This window comes from Ruegeria sp. BI11 (genome assembly GCF_056538005.1).
In genome coordinates this window covers 580,259-600,256 of the sequence record NZ_JBQFSM010000001.1, presented here as the reverse complement: position 1 = coordinate 600,256, position 19,998 = coordinate 580,259, and the positions used below count along the sequence as shown (strand labels likewise).

Below are 19,998 nucleotides of genomic sequence, written 5' to 3'. Positions count from 1 at the left end.
AGACTGATTTTTCATCTGGAAACTCAGTTAATCCCACTCCATACTCAGCCAGAGGGAGCGCGTTGGTCCGCAGCGCGTAGCAAGAACAATGGCGAGATAACAAAATATGGCTTCTGACAGACAGAATCTGCAGGACGCGTTCCTGAACAATGTACGGAAAGCAAAGGTCCCGGTCACAATTTTCCTGATCAACGGTGTGAAATTGCAGGGTGTGATCACCTGGTTCGATAACTTCTGTGTGCTGCTGCGCCGCGACGGACAGTCGCAGCTGGTCTATAAGCATGCGATTTCGACCATCATGCCGTCGCAACCGATCAGCTTGTATGAGGGCGAAGACGCCTCTTGATGGAACATGACAGGACGCAGACCCGCGCTTGGGTTCTGCATCCGGAAATCAAATCAGATGAACAGCGCCGCGTTCCCGGACCAGCGCTGGAAGAGGCGGTGGCACTGGCCGCCGCTTTGCCGGATCTGGATGTGATCGGGTCCGAAATCGTGCGCCTGCAACGTGCCCAGCCGGGGCTGTTGTTCGGCAGCGGCAAGATCAATGAGCTGGCTGAGCGGCTTCATGACAATGAGATCGAACTGGTTCTGATCGACGGGCCGGTATCGCCTGTGCAGCAACGCAATCTAGAGAAGGCGTGGAAGGTTAAAATCCTGGACCGAACCGGCCTGATCCTTGAAATTTTCAGCGACCGCGCGCGCACCCGCGAAGGTGTGCTGCAGGTCGAAATGGCCGCGCTTAGCTATCAACGGACCCGGTTGGTGCGGGCATGGACGCACCTGGAGCGTCAGCGGGGCGGATTGGGATTTGTCGGTGGTCCGGGTGAAACCCAGATTGAGGCTGATCGCCGCGCTATTGATGAACAGTTGGTGCGTCTGCGGCGGCAATTGCAAAAGGTCGTAAAAACTCGCACGCTACACCGTGCTGCCCGCGCCAAGGTGCCGTATCCGATTGTGGCTTTGGTGGGCTATACGAACGCCGGTAAATCCACACTGTTCAACCGCCTAACCGGGGCCGAGGTGATGGCTAAGGACATGTTGTTCGCCACACTTGACCCAACCATGCGCCGGGTCGAACTGCCTGATGGCTCCGAGGTGATCCTGTCAGACACTGTGGGTTTCATCTCGAATTTGCCGACCGAACTGGTTGCGGCCTTCCGGGCGACACTCGAAGAGGTGCTGGGCGCAGATATCGTGGTCCATGTGCGCGACATCAGCCACGAGGATACCGAAGCACAAGCGCAGGATGTCGAGGCGATTTTAACCTCACTGGGTGTAGACGAAGAGCGCCCCCGGCTAGAGGTGTGGAACAAGATTGATCTTCTGAACGATGAAGAACGTGAAGCGGCTTTTAAGCGGGCGGATCGCGACCCATCGATTTTCGCTATCTCGGCGGTGACCGGTGAAGGGGTCGAACCTCTGCTGGCTGAGATCGCTACCAAGTTGCAGGGCGCGCGTCACCAAGAGACATTGTCTTTGGATTTTGCCGAGGGTAACAAGCGCGCATGGCTGTTTCGACAGGACGTGGTGCGGTCTGAAAAGCAGACCGAAGTCGGGTTTGAAATCACCGTTTTGTGGACCGATAGGCAGGCCGCGCAATTCGCCGGACTTTAAGCGTCAGGTGCCGTCTATCTGACGCTGCATATCTTCTACGTCGAACCAGCCTTGTGAAGAGAGGACTTTATGGTCCTCGTTCAGGTCCCATTCTTCCCATCCCCGCGTCAGGACGTGGTTTCCGGTCTTGGTGTGATGGCCTTCGAAGGTCCAGACAAAGATGGCATGAGAACCGGCCCATCGCATCATGTCGCAGCGCAGTTCAAGATCGGGAAAGTCTGATTGAAATCCACGGGCCATCTCGGCGATTGCGGCACGACCTATCAGAGGGTCAGCTCGATTCATGGACATCTGCCCGTCGGCGGCAAAAAAACTGGCGACAGCATCGTGGTCGCCCGAGCTCCACGCGATTGCATAGTCGCGCGCAAGATTGTTCAACCTATCCCGAATACTCGCCATTTGTGCCCCCAGTCCCACCTAATCCGCCCGCAGATCGTATGCGAAAAGGGTACTCGGCGTCCACGGCAGTGGCCATCAGGGGGCAAGGTCTTGCCGAGACAGCGGAAATCAGCGCGGGATCAGATTGGTCACACCAACTGCGGCGGCGCGCGCCAGATCAATGTCCAGTGACATCGGGATATACTCGCCCCGGCGCCATAGCTGTGCCTGATCGTCATAATAGCGCGACAGGAAGTGGCCCGACTGGCCGGTTGCCGTGATAAATACCGAGCTGTCAGGATCGGCAAAATCATACACACCGCGATAGCCCGCGCCGTGCACGTTCTGAAACGGGTCTCTGCCTTCGCCAGAGGTACGCCCGCGCAGCAGGGTGTTGTCGCCGCCGCTGGTGGATTGCCGGATGTTGACGAAGAACCGCAGGACCGGAACTTTGCCCAATACGGGGTGGTCATGCGTGGCCTGATGCGCATCGCCCCAGCGCAGGGATTGCAACGCGGTGCCATAGTTTTCAGAGATCCAGATCAGCGCGTCATCCAATGCTAAACGCGCCATGTCGGTACAGGTTTCAGAGGGTGCGCTTTGGCGAACATCACACCAGATCGAGGCACCGTCGATATCGCGGTAGACACGCTCGATGAACAGCGGCTCGACATGCTTGTATTCAGCAGCCAGCGGTCCTAGCTCGTCCGAGATTAGACGAATTTGCAGCGCCCGTAACCACGCGGCGTAGATCAGCGGTTCGGGCAGATGCTCGTTCATCTCACCATTCCATTCGGCCAGCAGCGAAAGGGCAATCTGGCGCTGACGTTCCAGGGTGCCCTCGGGGGCGGATGCGCCGGTAAACCAAAGGTCCGCGCCGATCAAAGGCAGCAACGAGCGGGCGGTAAAGCTGACTGTATCCAGTTGTGCTTCGATAAAGCTGTCGCGTGTGTGGACTTCGCGCGATTGCATCAGGCGCTCCCAGCGTTGCACGCGCTGAGTGTCGCCCCATTCATACGAGACATGTAGGGGAAAGGGCCGGTCGATGATCTTGTTGTTGGTGTTGCCCAGAATGCCACCGGCGGGGGCCACGAATTCCGGATTGTCGGCATAGGGCAGGCGTCCTTGCCATAGATTTTCGGCCAACCAGCCTGGCGTCGGGATGCGGCCCCGGCTTTGGTTGCGCAGATCTCGTTTGGGCATCGCACCAATCAGCTTCAGGCCGATCGTGTCCTTATCGACCAGCGACAGGTTTTGCGAGGGCGAAATGAACAGCTCGCCCGCATCAATCGCCTCTCGAACAGTGTCAGCATTCATCAGCGCCATCGACGCCGTCATCGAAGTGTCTCGCGGGCTGAGCGCCGTCCAGGACAGCGAGGCGACATGACCAGGAGGCGTGATCGTTTCCAGATTGTAATGACTGCCGGGCAGCACCGGGCCGTTTTCCGTCCAACGCAGGGTCAGAGTGATGGGGGCTTCGTCCTTGATCTCGATGATCGAGGGGCGGGTGCGGAATTTTTTGTACCCATCCGGCGACAGATATTCCTCGGAGTTGTCGGGGTTAAGTTGCTCGATGTGTATGTCTTGGTCATCCAGATAGGACGAAGTCAGACCCCAGCCCAGACGGTCGCTGCGTCCAGTCATAACGGCGGGAACACCGGGGATAGTTGCGCCTATCACGCCGCTTTTGGCCAGTTCCAGCCGCGCCAGATACCAGACACCGGGGGCGGTGAACCCCAGATGCGGGTCATTGGCCAGCAACGTTCCACCACTCGCTGAGCGTGAGGGGGCAGCGGTCCAGGCGTTGGATGCCCCGGCTAATCCGCGCTTAGGGAAAGGTGACAGCGGTGTGTCGGGCATTGGTGTACCGCGGGCATAACGGGGCAACCCAGGAAACAGGGCGGCATATTCGGGCAGGGCGGCAATGCCGGCACCCGGAACATTCGGCAAAATATCGGACAGCCGCGCCGGATCGTTCAGCATCAACGAGGTACGGGCGCGCAGCACCTCGTCCTCAAGATGGCCGGATAGTTGCAAACCCATCAGCTTGATCACAGCAATGCTATCGCCCGGTTGCCACGGCGATACAGGCGCATTGAACAGAAACATCTCGGGCGCGCCGCGGCCCAGGGCGGCTTCGTTGATCTCGTCCAGCCGCGCGTTCACCCCGGCGGCATAGGCGCGCAATGCGGCCTTGGTGTAATCATCCTGCGCTTCGACCGAGCGGTGCGCCAGACCGTACAGGTCAAACCGGCGCAACAGCTTGTCGATACTGACGGTGCGGGCCCCGAATATTTCGGACAGGCGCCCTTGCGCAGTTCGGCGCATGACAGTCATCTGCCACAGCCGGTCCTGCGCATGTGCATAGCCTAGTCCAAAGAACACATCCGGGTCATTTTCGGCCAGGATATGCGGAACATTGGCGGTATCGCGGATGATCTCGACCGGGGCGCTCACCCCCCGAACTTCGACTGTTTGATTGTAGTCGGGCAGGGACTGACTGGCGAGGAAATACACCAGTGCCACAGCAGCCAAAGCCAGCAGGATCAGACCCGTTGTAATACGCACGAGCCAGCGAAACACAAATCCCATCTGCGGCCTTCAATCCTGATGCAATTCCAATTGCGGCCAGACTAGTGGATGGCCGGACTGACCGAAAGAGGAACAGCCCGGGAATATTCATGTTAACAGCGCTATAAATGAAAAACCCCGCCACAACTGAGAGCCTGCGGCGGGGACCAATAGAGGGGAGAGTGGTAGCCCGAAGTTATGGAATGATCCGTGTGTATTTGGTACCTTCGACCGTCGCGCCGAATTTCAAACCGGCTTGTCCGAATACGACCGCCAACACCGGAGAACGCAGAGTCGTTGTGTCCGTGGATAGGGAGTTTCCAGTTGCATCAACCACATAGCCAATATCGGCACCGGCGGTCCATCCGCTGGATCGGCGAAAATCGTTTAGCGCATCCTGCGTCATGAAGAACAGGACATGTGCATATTGCTGTGCGCCAATTTGCAGGCCGGCGGTTCCGGAAATTGCAGAATAGTAATCAACCGTTGCGCCCTGAATGCGCAAGGCGCCCTGACCGTAAGCGCCACCAAAGAAGATTAATCCGGCGTCGGTGATCAGTGGCATGACCAACATACCGTTGGCTTTGTTCGCGATCTCAATCGTGTTGGGATACTTCGCATACATCTCGGCAAGTGTGGCATCGACGCGGGCGTCGATGGTGGCGGCGTTGGAATTGCCGACGCCGTTGCCGCAAGCTGCGGTTACCGTCAATCCGGCCATGCCAAAGGCAAAGCCACGACGGCTTAGTCGGGGTGCATTGGAACTGCTCATGTTTTTTTCTCTGTATTACTGCCTGATATGTCGGGTGTTCCCGATCTTATGTGCAAGAATACGCCGATTGCTTCGCTGTGTCACGGGAAAGCTGAGTGACGGCAGATCACAATCGGCGAAAAATTGCGACAATTAGGGGTATTAGCCTTGCAGGATGCGCGCGACCTGAGGGGCGAAATAGGTGAGGATGCCGTCACAGCCTGCGCGTTTGAAGGCCAAAAGGCTTTCCAGCATCGCCTTCTCGCCGTCGATCCAATCATTCTGGGCGGCAGCCTGAATCATCGCGTATTCACCCGACACTTGATAGGCATATGTGGGCGCGCCGAAGGTATCCTTCACCCTGCGGCAGATATCCAGATAAGGCATGCCGGGCTTGATCATCACCATATCCGCGCCCTCGGTCAGATCCCGTTCGATCAGGCGTAAGGCCTCGTTCGAGTTGGCCGGATCCATCTGATAGGTTTTCTTGTCACCCGTCAGCGCGCCCGAAGCGCCCACCGCATCGCGGAACGGTCCATAGAAGGCGCTGGCGTATTTCGCAGCATAGCTGAGGATCATCACGTTCTGATGCCCTGCTGATTCCAGTGCGCGGCGCATTTCGCCGATCCGGCCATCCATCATATCAGAGGGGCCAATGATATCCGCACCTGCCTCGGCCTGCGCAAGCGTCATCTTGACCAACGCCTCGATCGTCTGGTCGTTCACAATTTCGCCATCGACGACATAGCCGTCGTGACCATTGATGTTGTACGGGTCCAATGCCACATCGGTCATCACCGCAATATCTGGGGCTGCGGCCTTGATGGCGCGAATGGCGCGATTCGACAGGTTTTCTGGATTCCAAGCCTCGGCGCAATCTTCAGTTTTCAGGCTGGGATCGGTGTAGGGAAAGATGCAGATTGCCGGGATTCCCAACGCCTGCGCCTCAACCGCGGCCTTGGCGATCAGGTCGACCGAACGGCGCATCACACCTGGCATCGATGGCACGGGCTCTTCCACGCCTTCGCCGTCACGCGCAAATACCGGCCAGATCAGATCATCCGTGGTCAGCGTATTTTCCCGGACGAGGCCACGCACGGCCTGCGATTGGCGCGCCCGGCGGAAACGGGTCAGGGGATAGGGGGCGATGGTCGGCTTCATGTCGCGCTCTCCTTGAATATTCTCGCATTGGGTGGCATGAATTCCACGTGGTCTCAAGGGTAACGATGGTCGCGCCTGCGCAGAGAAGGCCCCAAAGGACAGTGAACAAAGGGCTGACGCTTGGACTTATACTCTTCGCTTTTCGAAATCATCGACATGCGCAGCTTTTCGAATCTGTGGTATTGGATTGGGTTGGCTGTGTTGTGGTCGTCGGCAAGCCATTGGAGTATGGGTATACCCTACGATCTACTGGTGCGCGCCCGTCGTGTCGGAGGGCAGGCTGAGCGTGATTTTCTGGATATCGTGCGGATCAACAGCAATCGGATTCTGTATATCGTTGATGTGTCTGGTCTGGCCATTCTGGGGCTGTGCTGTTTCATCTTCACGGGCTTGGCGACGCTGGGGTTCTATTATGGGGTCGAATTTGCGCAGGCCGTGTTCTTGTTACTATTCCCGGTCTGTATTGTGATGTTGATCAACATTTCGGCGGCGCGAAAGTTGCGGGCGGGAGACGGGACGCTGGAATTTACCGGCAAAATTTTGACCCGCTGCCGGATCTATACACAGATCATCGGCATGATTTCGATCTTGATCACGTCGCTTTGGGGCATGTACCAGAACTTTTCGATCGGTGTTCTGGGGTAGGAAATTCGGAAAGGCGAGGCAATGACGGCTCCGAACCACGTAACTGTCGGCGGCGCCCCCGAGGGGTTTGACGCGCAGCTTGTCCTGAACGAGATCGCGCGTTCGGGCGGGCCGGTTTGTCATGTTGCGCGCGATGATAAGCGGATGGAGGCGATGCGAGCGGCACTCGCCTTTTTTGCCCCCGACATGCCGGTGTTCGTCTTTCCCGGCTGGGATTGCCTTCCGTATGACCGGGTGTCGCCCAATGCGGATATCGCTGCGGCACGGGTGGCGACACTGGCCGCGCTGGTGCATCAGATGCCCGAACGGTTTGTGCTGTTGACCACGCTGAATGCTGCAACCCAGCGCGTTCCGGCACGCGATGTTCTGCGTGAGGCCGCATTTACCGCGCGGGTCAACCACCGCGTTGACGAAACCGCATTGCGGAATTTTCTGGTGCGCATGGGGTTCACGCAAAGCCCGACGGTGATGGAGCCCGGAGACTATGCGATCCGCGGCGGCATTATCGACATTTTTCCTCCGGGCGAATCCGGTCCGGTTCGTCTCGATCTGTTCGGTGATGTTCTGGATGGTGCACGCCGCTTCGATCCAGTGTCGCAGCGTACGACCGAAAAGTTGGACATGGTCGAGCTGGCTCCGGTGTCCGAAGTCATTCTGGATGACGCCGCTATCACACGTTTCCGCCAGAACTATCGCATCGAATTCGGTGCGGCTGGCACCGACGATCCGCTATACGAGGCGGTCAGCGCCGGTCGCAAACATCAAGGCGTCGAACACTGGCTGCCGTTCTTCCATGAAAAGCTGGAAACGCTGTTCGACTATCTGCCGGGGGCCACGATCTCGCTGGACGATCAGGTCACGCCCGCGCGGTTGGCCCGTTGGGATTCGATTGAGGATCAGTACGAAACCCGGCGACTGGCATTGGAAAACCGATCACGGATGGACACGGTGTATAAGCCGACGCCGCCCGGTTTGCTGTATCTCGACGATGCCGCGTGGGAACAGGCTGTGGGTGATCTGCGGGTGATGCAGTTCAGCCCTCTGCCGCAGGCCAGCGGCCCGGGCGTAATCGATGCGGGCGGGCGGATCGGACGGAATTTCGCCCCCGAACGGCAGCAGGAAAGCATCAGCCTGTTTGGTGCGCTTGCCAGCCATATCACGGACAAATTGACCAAGGGCGCAGTACTGATTGCGTCTTACTCTGAAGGTGCGCGTGAACGTCTGACCGGATTGATCGAGGACGAAGGCCTGGCCGAGGCGATCCCCGTCACCAACGGCACTCGCATTGGCAAGCGTGGCCTGCATCTGGCGGTTTGGGCGTTGGAACATGGGTTCGAAACGCCAGGCCTGACGGTAATTGCTGAACAAGACGTTCTGGGCGATCGTCTGATCCGCCAACCCAAGAAACGCCGCAAGGCCGAGAATTTCTTAACCGAAACCCAATCGCTGTCCCCCGGCGATCTGGTGGTGCATGTCGATCACGGCATTGGTCGCTATCAGGGGATGGAGGTCGTCACGGCGGCGGGTGCGGCCCATGAATGCCTGTTGTTGGAATATGCCGAACAATCCAAATTGTACCTGCCGGTCGAAAACATCGAGTTGCTGTCGAAATACGGCCACGACGAAGGTCTTCTGGACCGTTTGGGTGGCGGCGCGTGGCAGGCCAAGAAGGCCAAACTGAAAGAGCGCATCCGCGAGATGGCGGATAAGCTGATCCGCATTGCGGCGGAGCGCGCCTTGCGCAAGGCTCCGGTCATGGACCCGCCGCCCCACGCGTGGGAGGAGTTCAGCGCGCGCTTTCCGTATCAGGAAACCGACGACCAGCTGCGCGCGATTTCCGAGGTGATGGAAGACATGCACTCGGGCGCACCTATGGATCGCCTGATCTGCGGCGACGTGGGCTTTGGTAAGACCGAGGTCGCCATGCGCGCCGCTTTTGTCGCCGCAATGTCGGGCGTGCAGGTGGCCGTTGTGGCACCTACGACGCTGCTGGCGCGACAGCACGCGGCATCGTTTAAGGAAAGGTTCCGGGGGTTCCCGTTAGAGGTTCGGCAGTTGTCTCGTTTCGTCTCAGCCAAAGAGGCGCAACAGACCCGCGATGGATTGGCCCGCGGCACGGTGGATATTGTGATCGGCACCCATGCGCTGCTGGCTAAGGGGGTCCGGTTCAACAACCTCGGACTGCTGGTCATTGATGAGGAACAGCACTTTGGCGTTGGTCACAAAGAACGTCTGAAGCAGCTTCGTTCAGACATCCATGTGCTGACCCTGACCGCAACGCCGATCCCGCGGACGTTGCAATTGTCGCTGACCGGTGTGCGTGACCTGTCGATCATCGGCACGCCACCCATCGACCGCCTGGCCATCCGCACTTATGTCAGCGAGTTCGATGCCGTTACCATCCGCGAGGCGCTGCTACGCGAACATTATCGCGGCGGGCAGAGTTTCTATGTGGTCCCACGCATCTCGGATCTGCCCGAGATTGAGGAGTTCCTTAAGCAACAGCTGCCGGAACTGACCTATGTAGTGGCCCACGGGCAGATGGCAGCGGGTGAGCTCGATGATCGGATGAACGCGTTTTACGACGGCAAGTACGACGTGCTGCTGGCGACGACGATTGTAGAAAGCGGATTGGATATCCCGACCGCGAACACGATGGTTGTGCATCGCGCGGATATGTTTGGCCTAGCGCAATTGTACCAAATCCGGGGACGAGTGGGGCGGTCGAAGACCCGCGCCTATGCCTATCTAACCACCAAGCCACGTCAGCGGCTGACCGCAACGGCCGAGAAACGCCTGCGGGTTCTGGGCTCTCTCGATACGCTGGGGGCCGGGTTCACGTTAGCCTCGCAGGACCTGGACATTCGCGGAGCGGGTAATCTGCTGGGCGAGGAACAGTCCGGCCAGATGCGTGACGTGGGCTACGAGCTTTACCAATCCATGCTGGAAGAGGCGATTGCCAAGATCAAAGCCGGTGAGATGGAGGGGCTTAGCGATGCCGACGACCAATGGGCGCCGCAGATCAATCTGGGCGTGCCGGTTCTGATCCCAGAGGATTACGTACCCGATCTGGACGTGCGTCTGGGTCTGTACCGCCGCTTGTCCTCGCTCTCGACCAAGGTGGAATTGGAAGGTTTTGCGGCTGAGCTGATTGACCGGTTTGGGGCTCTGCCGAAAGAGGTAAACACCCTGATGCTGGTCGTGCGCATCAAGGCGATGTGCAAACGGGCGGGTATTGCCAAGCTGGACGGCGGGCCGAAAGGCGCGACGATCCAGTTCCACAATGACAAGTTCGCCTCACCCCAGGGGCTGGTCGAGTTCATCCAGAACCAGCGCGGACTGGCCAAGGTCAAGGACAACAAAATCGTCGTGCGCCGCGACTGGAAAAAGGACAGCGATAAGATCAAAGGGGCCTTTGCTATCGCCCGCGATCTGGCGGAAAAGGTTGTGGCCGAGAAGAAAAAGGCGAAGATTTAGTCTCCGCTGACAAAAGTACACAGCTGCCATTCGCCCGCGTCCGATTTCACGAAGGCGGCACGGTGGCCGGTCATAGGCCAAAGAAAGTCGGCGTGCATATAGCCTTGGGTGCCGTCTGTTAGCAGAACGCGCTGATACTCGGCACCATCGTGATAGTCGCGTATGATCGCGATCTCGTAGCTGATCAGGCCAAGAATGGGTGAGCTGCGGTCCGGTCTTTGACGCAGTGAAACATTCGTTCCCGTGACAAAGAATGCCAACTCCGGGTCCAGCGACGCTGGTAGGGTGATCTGCCATTGATGCGGCATCCAGAACTCGCCCTCTTCGTCGAAGTAGCCAGGCTGGGATAGGGTGTCTTCCAGATGGACCCAGTATTGCGCGCGTAACGCATCTGCGTTTTCGCGCTGTTCTTCTGACAAGGTTTCAGGGTCCCGGATCAGATTGGCGCGCAGTTCCTCGGGTCCGCCATCGCCGCTTTGGCTCAGGTAGATATCGGGGCACGCTGCCGTGACCACCGCGTCGGTGTCCCGTGCAATTACTTGAGCAAGTAACGCTTCGCGAAAGGCCACCAGCGTTTGGTCGCGGTCGGCCTGATCGACTGGAGGAAAGGATTGACGATCAGCAAGGGCGGGGCCGCAGAGCAGGGCGGCCAACAGAATGGCGTACTTCATTCAGCAGCTTTCATCGCGGCCTGAGCACAAAAACAGGATGCCCCGACGGCCCGATCGGCACGGGCCAAAGCAAGATCAAGGCGTTGTTTGATCTGAGTAATTTCAACACCTTCCCCGCGCGCCTTCAAGCAGTCATGCAGACCTTTGAGGCTCCAAACATTATCCGGATGGATCGAGGCTCGGCTGAGGGTGCCGCCCAGGCCAAGATCCTCGCGATAGACCGCTTCGGCCTCGGCCACATGGCCCTGTTCGAACAAAAGCGCTCCTAAGGCATGACGTGTTGGCTGCATCCAGCCCCATGGCTCATCATAGGGCAGGGTGTCATCCAACTCGACTGATCGGCGCAGATGAGCATAGGCGATGTCGTAGTTGCCCTTGCGGTATTCAATCTCTCCACTCAGCATTTCTCGGGCGATTTCAAGCAGATCGACAACGCGGTTGTTGTGCAGCAATCGCGTCTCGGGCACGCAGGCCTTGGCCGACAGGAACAGCTGCTCTTCAGCTTCGGCCTCGGCCACCTCACCTGTCGCAGCGTGGGCGATGGCGCGGGCGTAGTGGATGGTGGCAGTCAACGTGCGATAGAGGTTCGGGTCTTCGGGCAGTTCCAGCGCCTTGGCTTCCTCCCACCGGCCAAAGCGGATCAAGATATGCGGCCCCATGGACATGTAGCTTTCGAAGTAATCCGCCATGGGTGGGCTTTCGATGCGCAACATCTCTTCGGGGGTGGTGTCCCACAGACCCTGATTGGCACGAAGGGCCGGTTCCATCTGACCCAGGAACAACGCGCCATAGATGGCGAAATGGTAATTGTGCTGGCGATAGCCAGTGTAAATGTTGAACGCGCCTTCGCGTTCGTAATACTTCAGGTCGGCGACGGTGGCCTTCTCGTTCCAATAAACGACGTTGTGGTAATGGCCGCACAGCACGTCGATATGGGTGGGCATATGCACCAGATGGCCCGCATCGGGCACCAACGTGCGCAGAACATCCCCTGCTTTCAATGCCTTTTCCGGGGTCGGAGACATCTCCATCAGATGAACATATAGGTGGAGCAGGCCCGGATGGGACATGGCCGCCGGGTCGTTGGCCATCGCATCTTCTAGCGCTTTCTGCGCCTCAAGCGTGGCGGCACCTTCGGCGGGTTGGCCGGTTTTCAAATCCCACATTTGCCAGGGGGTCAGGTTCAGCAATGACTCGACATAGATTGTACGCAGGTCCAGATGGTCGGGTTGTTCGGCAAAGGTCGTGCGCATGGCGTCTACAAAATCGTGGTTCCAGCCGTTCATGTCCGGAATCGGATCGCGCTGAGGGTAGCGCGCAGGCAAGGCGCGGATCAGCGCCTGTTCGACTGGGGTGCAGGTCTCCAGCAGGGCAAGTGCCTGCTGCGTCGCGTCATAAGCTTGCGCCAGCGCTTTCTGCTGGCCACGCTCGTCGCGTAAATCCCAAGGCAGGTTGTAATTCGGGCCAGCTGCGTATGCTATGCCCCAATAGGCCATGGCGCAATCTGGGTCATGTTCGGCAGCGCGCTGGAAACAGACAACGGCCTCGTCATGGTTATAGCCATAGGTCCAGACCAATCCCCGGTCGAACCACAGCTGCGCTTCGGCTGAGGTTGTACTGACCGAACAAGAATGTGTGCCCAGATCGTAATACTCGGTCATAGAAAATCTCCCCTCGGATCGGGGAAATGTTAGCGTGATTCACTCGGGCTGCACAGGTCAGGCAGGCAGTCTGTTTTCGATCCGGCCCATATGAAGCATCAACCCGAAGCCGGTCATGCTCATGACCAGAATGCCGGTGGTCAGCGGATATAGTGAACCATCGAACAATTGCCCGATCGGTGCAGCGATGGCAGCAGCGAGAATGGTCGAGAACGCACCGATGACCGACGCTGCCATGCCGGCGATATGCCCCATCGGCTCCATTGCGATGGCGTTCAGATTGCCCATCGTCATGCCAGCCATGAAGAAGATCGAGGTCTGCCAGAAGACGAACACCGCAAAGTTCAGGTTGGCCGAAAGTGGCATCATGTTCAGGGTGATCACGCCAATTGTGACGGCGATCTGCGCGCCGAGGGCCCAAGTTACAAGCCGCCGCATCCCCACGCGGATCACAAGCGCGGCGTTCAACAGGCTGGCAGATCCCGCCATCAGTGCCACAAAGCCGAACCAAAACGGGAAGCTGTCGGCACTGTTATGGATAACGTCATAAACTGGCTGCACCATTGTCAGCATAGTGAACAGCATGCCCAGGCAAAGGGTCTGCACGAAGATTGATACCCGTACTGTGGGGTGGGTGAACATCTCGCGCGCGGCCGCGGCCATCAATGGCAGGCGCAGTGGGCGACGGTTCTCGGGCTTTAGCGATTCCGGCAGGCGCAGGCCCAGCCAAATCACGGTGATAACCGAGAACAGAATGAACGAGACGAAGATGCCGCGCCATCCCGCGATGGCAATCATTCCGGCCCCCAGCATCGGGGCGACGGCGGGCACCAGCGTAAAGATCATCATGGCGATTGATACGATCCGCGCCATTTCCCGGCCCGAGTACAAATCCCGGATGATCGCCATGGCCACCACGCGTGGCGCAGCACAGCCGATGCCCTGAGCCACCCGTGCGAATAGCAGCAGTTCCAGCGAAGAACTGGCCCAGGCCACTGCAGCTGAAACGATATACAAAGCCGAGCCGACATAGATCACCGGCTTGCGTCCAAACGCGTCGGACAGAGGGCCCACAAAGAATGTCCCGATGCCCATACCCAGTACAAATGAGGTCAAAATCAGCTGAGCGTCGTTGACATCATCGGGGCTGAGTTGCGCGCCGATTTCGGGCAAAGCAGGCAACATCGAGTCGATCGAAAACGCAATCGTCGCGAACATCATTGCGACTAGTGCGATGAACTCTCCCGAAGACATACGATTGGCCATTGCGCCCTCCTGACCGGATTGCGCTATCACGGCTTTTCAAATGGCGCTAGGGGTCAGTGCGCACAGGGTCCTGTGCTATTTTGCAGGGGAAGCCTCAATCTGAGACATGATCTCATTGATTACTTTTTCCCACATTTCAGGGGGTTGCGCACCAGGGACTGCGTGCTGGTTGGCCACGATGAAAGTTGGAACAGAATTCACACCCATCTGACGTGAATGGGTGTCGCGGGTGCGGATATCCTCGCGGTCGGCGTCGGATTTCAGCAGTTTTGACACCACTGCCGCGTCCATGCCGACACCATCGGCGATATCGGCCAAGACTTCGTGGTCGCCAATATCGCGACCCTGCACGAAATACGCATCGAATAAGGCGTCCACGACCGCATCCTGCTTGCCTTCAATCCCAGCCCAATGGATCAGGCGGTGGGCGTCCAGCGTGTTGGGCGTGCGTTTCATCCCTTCGAAATCTATGCTCAGCCCTGCGTTCTGCGCATGCTCAACCACCGGGGCATAGGCGCGCACGGCACCGTCCTTGCCACCGAATTTGCGTTCTAGATACTCGCGACGATCCATGCCTTCGCCCGGCATATCGGGGTTCAGTTGAAACGGATGCCATTCGATCACGAACGGGTGGTCCGGAATGGCGGCCAGCGCTTTGTCCAGATGGGTTTTGCCGATATAGCACCACGGGCAGATCGGGTCGGACATGATGTCGAGTTTGACGGTCTGGGTCATGGTGTATTCGCCTTGAAATAGGCCGGTAGCGCCCGGCGCAGGAGTTTGCCGTTGCCGCCGGTTGGCAGCTGGGGCAGGTGAATGAACGCGCGTGGCTGTTTGTATCGCGCCAGATTTGCCTCCACATAGGTTTGCAAAGCGGCCTCGTCCAGCTTTTCCGGCCCAGTATAGAAAGCGGCTATCACGAATGTGTCCTGTTTGACCTCAACCGCAGCCGCGCCCACTTGCGTGATGCCGGGGTATTTGGTCAGGGCAGCCTCAACTTCGACCGGGGACACGCGATAACCGCCTGCGTTCATCATATCGTCGTCGCGGCCTAGATAGGTGATCTGCCCGTCTATCGCCATTGCCCCTTGGTCGCCGGTTAGAAACCAGTCGCCCTGCATACGGGTCTCGGCCTCGTCCGGTGCGTTCAGATAAGTCAGCATCAGCCCGGGGTCTGATCGGTGGATAGCAATGGTACCCTCTTGGCCGTGCGGAACGGGCCCGTCCGGCCCCAAGATCGCTACGCGGCGGCCCGGCTGCGGTTGACCCAGAGCTTCACCCCGCGCCGGACGAGAAGGGCTGGATGAGATAAAGGTGGAACATTCGGACATTCCGTAGGCTTCGTACAATTCCGTCCCGGTCAGGTCTGTCCATTGGGCGTGCAGATGCCGTGACAGTTTTTCGCCCGCGCACAAGCCGTGGCGCAGGTCCGGCAGGTGCAGATCACCGGCGGATTTAAGAAGTTTGCGAAACACGCCCGGCGCGGCGGCAAAGATCGTTGCCCGATGTTGGCGTAACAGGGTTGGCAAATCTTCCGGGTCGGTGCCCGGTTCGGGGATCAATGCGGTCGCGCCGATGGTCCAGGGGTCCATCAGTCCGGTACCCAGCGTATAGGTCCAGTTGAACGCCCCGGCATGGCACAGGCGATCCCATCCCTGCAGACCGTACCAGCCGTCCACCATCATCTGACGCGCCCAAATGGCGCGATGGGCATGGGCAACAGCACGCGGTTTTCCCGAAGTCCCAGAGGTATAAACGATATAGGCAAGTCGGTCAGGGTCGCCGTATTGGAATTCAGCGGGCGGCAGGGCGCGCATCTGGGCTAGGTCATCCAGTGCAATCTGCATCGGATGCTCGGCACAGGCGACGGACGGGTCCCGCAGTATGGCTGCGGGATTCAGATCGGCGATCATGCGCGCGGTTTCGGGTTCGGTCAGTTGTGACGAGGTTGGAACCGGCACGATCCCGGCAGCTATGGCACCCAGATAGGCAATTGGAAAATCGACGGTGTTCCCCAGCCGCATCAGCGCAATGTCACCGGGTTTCAACCCAGACTCCAGCAAGCCGGTGGCAGTGCTCAGAATGGCTGATTTCAATGCGCCATAGGTCCAATCCTGTGCCCGGCCGCTGCCTAGAACCGACAAGCCGATCTTGTCCGCTTGGTCATCCGAACGACGCAGCACATGTGCGGCCAGATTGAAGGGGGCAGGGCAGGCCGTTGGCGGCCCCTGATCGAATACAGAAAGCATGACAACTGGCTATCGCGGCGCTTGGCGCGTTGCAAGCGGGACAGGCTGGCCCTATAGAGTTGCGCATGAGCACCAATGAACAGCCATCCCTGATCCGTATTGCCCGTGACTCGGGTGAGCATACCGATCTTGAACCGCTTGACCTGGGCGCGCGTGTGCGTCAGCTGCGTAAGGCGAGGAACTGGACGCTGGAGCAGGCGGCTTCGCAGGCGGGGCTTGCGCGCTCGACGCTGAGCAAGATCGAGAACGGGCAGATGTCGCCGACCTACGATGCGCTCAAGAAACTGGCGACCGGGTTAGAGATCTCGGTGCCGCAGCTGTTCACACCGCCGCAGCGCGATCAGGTGATCGGGCGTATGGCGATCACCCGCATGGGTGAAGGTGCCGCACATCCAACAGGTACCTACGAGCACGAGTTGCTCGCCGAAAACCTGACGAAAAAGCAGATGCTGCCTTATCGCGCCCGTGTTCGAGCGCGTTCAATGGATGAGTTTGACGGCTGGGTACGCCATGATGGCGAAGAATTCCTGTATGTGCTGACTGGGGTTGTAAAGCTGTATACTGAATTCTACGAACCTGTCGAAATGCGTCGTGGCGACAGCGCCTATTACGACGCCAGTATGGGGCACAACGTGATTTCCGTCAGTGACGAAGATGCGACGATCCTATGGGTAACGTCACTTGCTTAACGACCGGCTGAACTCGCGGTTCAACCCTTCGGTGAATAGAAAATCCTCAAGTTCTTCGTGGGCTTCGTTTACGGTCAGGTGGTGGCGTTCGGCCAGGTATGCTTCGAATCCTTTTCGATCTTTGCTCAGCCGCACCTTGTCCTGATCGCGTAGGTTCGGAAAACGCCGTTTGGCGCGGGAGTACATAGCGTCCCAGTCTTGCGTCAGGTCAGTCCAGTTCAACATCAGTCAGCTTCCGTAGTTCGGGTTTCACGGCTGCTCGGCCCTTACATCAGGGTACGGAGACGGCAGGAGTCGTCGCGCATGACAAAATGTCGCACCCTGGCAATGCTTACCTTAGGTCAAAAAGGCCCGTCACGCACGAAACGTAACGGGCCTACGGACCTGAGGTTTGAGTGAGTGGAGGCCGGTCCGCAAAATCCAGGTGTGACGCGCCGCATGGAAAGCTATCTAGCTAGATAATCAGAATTAATCTGGTCAAACAGCACGGTTAAATGCCAATAGGCTATATCGTTCAGACATGTTCAGTAAAGCCCCTTGTGGGTGTTTTTTTGATTTAAGCTGTAAATTGGAGGTTGTACAAATTGTGGCGAAACTTTGTTGAGGCATAACTAGATGTGGTGGGATTTAACCCATGTGCCGAAATCCGCCGAACGACGGTGCGAATTAGTGGGGCTTTCTTTCGGAAATAAACCTGCAGATGCACGAGATCGCCGCGACGACAACCTTGCAACCGATCAGGCTTGTAGTGGGGCTTATCTAATCACTCTTCGAACCACCAAACCTGCGGCATATACTCGGGACCATCGCCATAGATCGGTAGGGTCTGCGGTTGTTTCAGCTCCTTGGCGTGAGCGATGCGCCCGACGTCGAAATTCCAGATCGGAATGACATAGCGACCGGTGGTCAAAACCCTGTCAAGCGCGCGGGTGGCGGCCACGAAATCCTCATGGCTTTCCGAGGCCAGCATCGCATCAATCAGACCGTCCACGGCAGGTGAGGCAACGCCCATCAGGTTGCGCGTGCCCTGTGTATCGGCATTTTCGCTGCCCCAATACAGGCGCTGCTCATTGCCCGGCGATAGCGACAGCGCGCGGCGGATGAAGGTGATATCAAAATCCAATTCGGCGTTGCGGCCAGCGAACTGGGCGCTGTCTACTTGTTCGACATTGATTTTGATGCCCAAACGCTCAAGCGCGCGAGTGTAAATTTCGATGGCCGTCTGGCCCTCGCTGTCGCCCTGTTGAAGTAAAACGGTGATGGCGAAGTCCTGACCGTCCTCATTGCGCAACACACCGTCCTGAATGGTCCAGCCAGCCTCGGCCAGCAGTTTGTTGGCTTTGCGGATATTGGCGCGGTTACGGGCCGAGCCGTCGCTGACGGGCAGGGCATAGCCCTCAAGCGCGCCGGGCGGCAGGTCGTCGGCATAGGGCCGTAGCAATTCGGCGACGCGACCAGTAGCAGGGCCGGATTGCATGCCCAGATCGGAACCCGAGAAATACGAGGTGATCCGGGGCTGAGCGCCACCGGTGATCGTGTCGTTGATATATTCGAAATTGAACGCCAGCAGCATCGCCTCGCGGACGCGCCAGTCGTCAAAGGGGGCTTTGCGGGTGTTCATGACGAACCCGGTCATGCCCGAGGGCTTGCCGTGCGGGATCTCGGTCTTGACCACATCGCCGCGCTGGACGGCTGGGAAATTATACTGGGTGTTCCATTTGTCGGCGTTGAATTCGCGGACCGCGGTCAACTCACCGGCCTTGAACGCTTCGAACAGTACGGTGCCGTCGCCATAAAATTCGATCCGAATGTCATCCAGGTTCATGGTGCCGCGCCGGAACGGAATGTCAGCCCCCCAATAATCCGGGTTGCGGCGCAAATTCACAAAACGGCCTGCCTCATAGCTATCGACGACGTAAGGCCCCGATCCGATGGGAACGTCGTGCAGCGCGGCGTTGGCGAAATCCTTCCCTTCCCACTGCGCCTTTTGCAGAATTGGGCGCAGCCCAGCGATCAACGCCAATTCACGGTCGGGTTCGTTAAAGGTGATCCGCACCTTGCGCGGGCCTGTCTGTTCGATGCTATCGATCTTGCCCCACAACCCGCGATAGCGCAGGTGCCCTTCTGTGCCCAGCGTCTCATATGACCAGATCACATCGTCTACGGTCACTGGGTTGCCATCCGAAAACTCGGCATTTTCACGCAGCGTAAATTCGACCCAGGAGCGGTCCGGAGCAGTCTCAACTGATTCGGCTAACAACCCGTAAAGAGTGAAAGGTTCGTCCCAGGACCGGCCCATCAGGCTTTCGTGGGTCCAAAATCGCAATTGCCAGGGCGATGCACCTTTTTGCACAAACGGGTTCAAACTGTTAAAGCCGCCGGTATTTCCGAAAACGACTTTGCCGCCTTTGGGGGCCTCGGGGTTGGCATAGGGCAGAGACACAAAATCCGGTAGTAGGGCAGGGTCTCCGTACATAGCTATGCCATGCGCCGATTCTGCATAGGCAATCGTGACGGCAAAAACAGAGGTGATTCCCGCGATCACAGTGCGAACGGGACGTAGAAAATCGGGGCTCATTTTGGAAACAATCCTGCTCAGGCCTTATTTTGTTGGGATTCACCGTACCGATGATTTTTCTTATTATCAAACTTTTAGCTTGGACGAAGGCGGGGAATTGCGTATAAAGGTTGCACTGCTCGATAGGTTTCTTGCCTGTATGAAACCTGCCTCAATAACTTAACGCCCGCTTCGTGCGGGCGTTTTTTTTGGCAATTTCAACCCCGGATACAGAACCTAAATGTTTCCCCGTTTCCTTTGCACGTGCAGCATGGCACTGTGCGGCCAAAGCGGATGTTGAGGGA

At 58.2% G+C, this 19,998-nt stretch carries 16 protein-coding genes; 5 read left to right on the top strand and 11 right to left on the bottom strand.

Translation table 11 applies throughout. The features are described from left to right. Positions 1–106: 106 nt before the first annotated feature. Both hfq and hflX read left to right on the top strand, forming a co-directional pair. Positions 107–346, top strand: a complete 240-nt coding sequence (gene hfq / locus ACR0DT_RS02940) for an RNA chaperone Hfq (RefSeq protein ID WP_010440340.1) — start codon at positions 107–109, stop codon at positions 344–346. Continuing rightward, positions 346–1,617: a GTPase HflX gene (gene hflX, locus ACR0DT_RS02935; RefSeq protein WP_480709313.1), complete on the top strand. Its 1,272-nt coding sequence runs from the start codon at positions 346–348 to the stop codon at positions 1,615–1,617. Before hfq ends, hflX begins: the two co-directional genes overlap by 1 nt. 3 nt (positions 1,618–1,620) lie before the next feature. Here the strand turns inward: hflX and ACR0DT_RS02930 are convergent, their stop codons facing one another. The 4 genes from ACR0DT_RS02930 to hemB form a co-directional block, all read right to left on the bottom strand. Continuing rightward, positions 1,621–2,016 carry a DUF1348 family protein gene (locus tag ACR0DT_RS02930; protein ID WP_480709312.1) on the bottom strand — a complete coding sequence of 132 codons (396 nt, stop codon included), beginning with the start codon at positions 2,014–2,016 and terminating at the stop codon, positions 1,621–1,623. A gap of 108 nt (positions 2,017–2,124) precedes the next feature. Continuing rightward, positions 2,125–4,587, bottom strand: a complete 2,463-nt coding sequence (locus ACR0DT_RS02925) for a penicillin acylase family protein (protein ID WP_480709311.1) — start codon at positions 4,585–4,587, stop codon at positions 2,125–2,127. Positions 4,588–4,762: 175 nt separating this feature from the next. Beyond that, on the bottom strand, positions 4,763–5,338 hold the full coding sequence (locus ACR0DT_RS02920; protein ID WP_480709310.1) for a lipid-binding SYLF domain-containing protein: 576 nt from the start codon (positions 5,336–5,338) through the stop codon (positions 4,763–4,765). 141 nt (positions 5,339–5,479) lie between these two features. Continuing rightward, positions 5,480–6,478, bottom strand: coding sequence for a porphobilinogen synthase (gene hemB / locus ACR0DT_RS02915; protein WP_480709309.1), 999 nt, complete (start codon positions 6,476–6,478; stop codon positions 5,480–5,482). Positions 6,479–6,598: 120 nt separating this feature from the next. Here hemB and ACR0DT_RS02910 point away from each other — a divergent pair, with 120 nt between their 5' ends. Continuing rightward, the gene (locus ACR0DT_RS02910) at positions 6,599–7,123 is read left to right on the top strand and encodes a component of SufBCD complex (protein ID WP_480709308.1); all 525 of its coding nucleotides are present in this window, start codon (positions 6,599–6,601) and stop codon (positions 7,121–7,123) included. Between the two features lie 21 nt (positions 7,124–7,144). Then, positions 7,145–10,600, top strand: a complete 3,456-nt coding sequence (gene mfd, locus ACR0DT_RS02905; RefSeq protein ID WP_480709307.1) for a transcription-repair coupling factor — start codon at positions 7,145–7,147, stop codon at positions 10,598–10,600. Here mfd and ACR0DT_RS02900 read toward each other — a convergent pair. The 5 genes from ACR0DT_RS02900 to ACR0DT_RS02880 all read right to left on the bottom strand — a co-directional run bounded on the left by ACR0DT_RS02900 (position 10,597) and on the right by ACR0DT_RS02880 (position 16,447). Next, entirely contained in the window at positions 10,597–11,271 is a 675-nt protein-coding gene (locus tag ACR0DT_RS02900) for an SH3 domain-containing protein (RefSeq protein ID WP_480709306.1), read from the bottom strand. The two genes, mfd and ACR0DT_RS02900, sit on opposite strands and share 4 nt — an antisense overlap. Next, positions 11,268–12,932, bottom strand: a complete 1,665-nt coding sequence (locus tag ACR0DT_RS02895) for a hypothetical protein (RefSeq protein ID WP_480709305.1) — start codon at positions 12,930–12,932, stop codon at positions 11,268–11,270. The genes ACR0DT_RS02900 and ACR0DT_RS02895 overlap by 4 nt, the downstream gene beginning before the upstream one ends. A gap of 57 nt (positions 12,933–12,989) precedes the next feature. Continuing rightward, on the bottom strand, positions 12,990–14,198 hold the full coding sequence (locus tag ACR0DT_RS02890; protein ID WP_480709304.1) for a multidrug effflux MFS transporter: 1,209 nt from the start codon (positions 14,196–14,198) through the stop codon (positions 12,990–12,992). Between the two features lie 75 nt (positions 14,199–14,273). Then, positions 14,274–14,933 (bottom strand): DsbA family oxidoreductase, encoded by a 660-nt coding sequence (locus ACR0DT_RS02885; protein WP_480709303.1) that lies wholly within the window; start codon positions 14,931–14,933, stop codon positions 14,274–14,276. Next, positions 14,930–16,447: a class I adenylate-forming enzyme family protein gene (locus ACR0DT_RS02880; RefSeq protein ID WP_480709302.1), complete on the bottom strand. Its 1,518-nt coding sequence runs from the start codon at positions 16,445–16,447 to the stop codon at positions 14,930–14,932. Before ACR0DT_RS02880 ends, ACR0DT_RS02885 begins: the two co-directional genes overlap by 4 nt. A gap of 65 nt (positions 16,448–16,512) precedes the next feature. Between ACR0DT_RS02880 and ACR0DT_RS02875 the strand changes: the two genes are divergently transcribed. Then, positions 16,513–17,136: a helix-turn-helix domain-containing protein gene (locus ACR0DT_RS02875; RefSeq protein ID WP_480709301.1), complete on the top strand. Its 624-nt coding sequence runs from the start codon at positions 16,513–16,515 to the stop codon at positions 17,134–17,136. On the opposite strand, the gene ACR0DT_RS02870 is transcribed toward ACR0DT_RS02875, so the two are convergent. Both ACR0DT_RS02870 and ACR0DT_RS02865 read right to left on the bottom strand, forming a co-directional pair. Continuing rightward, positions 17,125–17,361 carry a hypothetical protein gene (locus ACR0DT_RS02870; protein WP_170325112.1) on the bottom strand — a complete coding sequence of 79 codons (237 nt, stop codon included), beginning with the start codon at positions 17,359–17,361 and terminating at the stop codon, positions 17,125–17,127. The two genes, ACR0DT_RS02875 and ACR0DT_RS02870, sit on opposite strands and share 12 nt — an antisense overlap. 538 nt (positions 17,362–17,899) lie before the next feature. Next, a complete protein-coding gene (locus tag ACR0DT_RS02865; RefSeq protein ID WP_480709300.1) occupies positions 17,900–19,714 on the bottom strand; it encodes an extracellular solute-binding protein in 1,815 nt (604 codons plus the stop codon). Between the last annotated feature and the right edge of the window lie 284 nt (positions 19,715–19,998).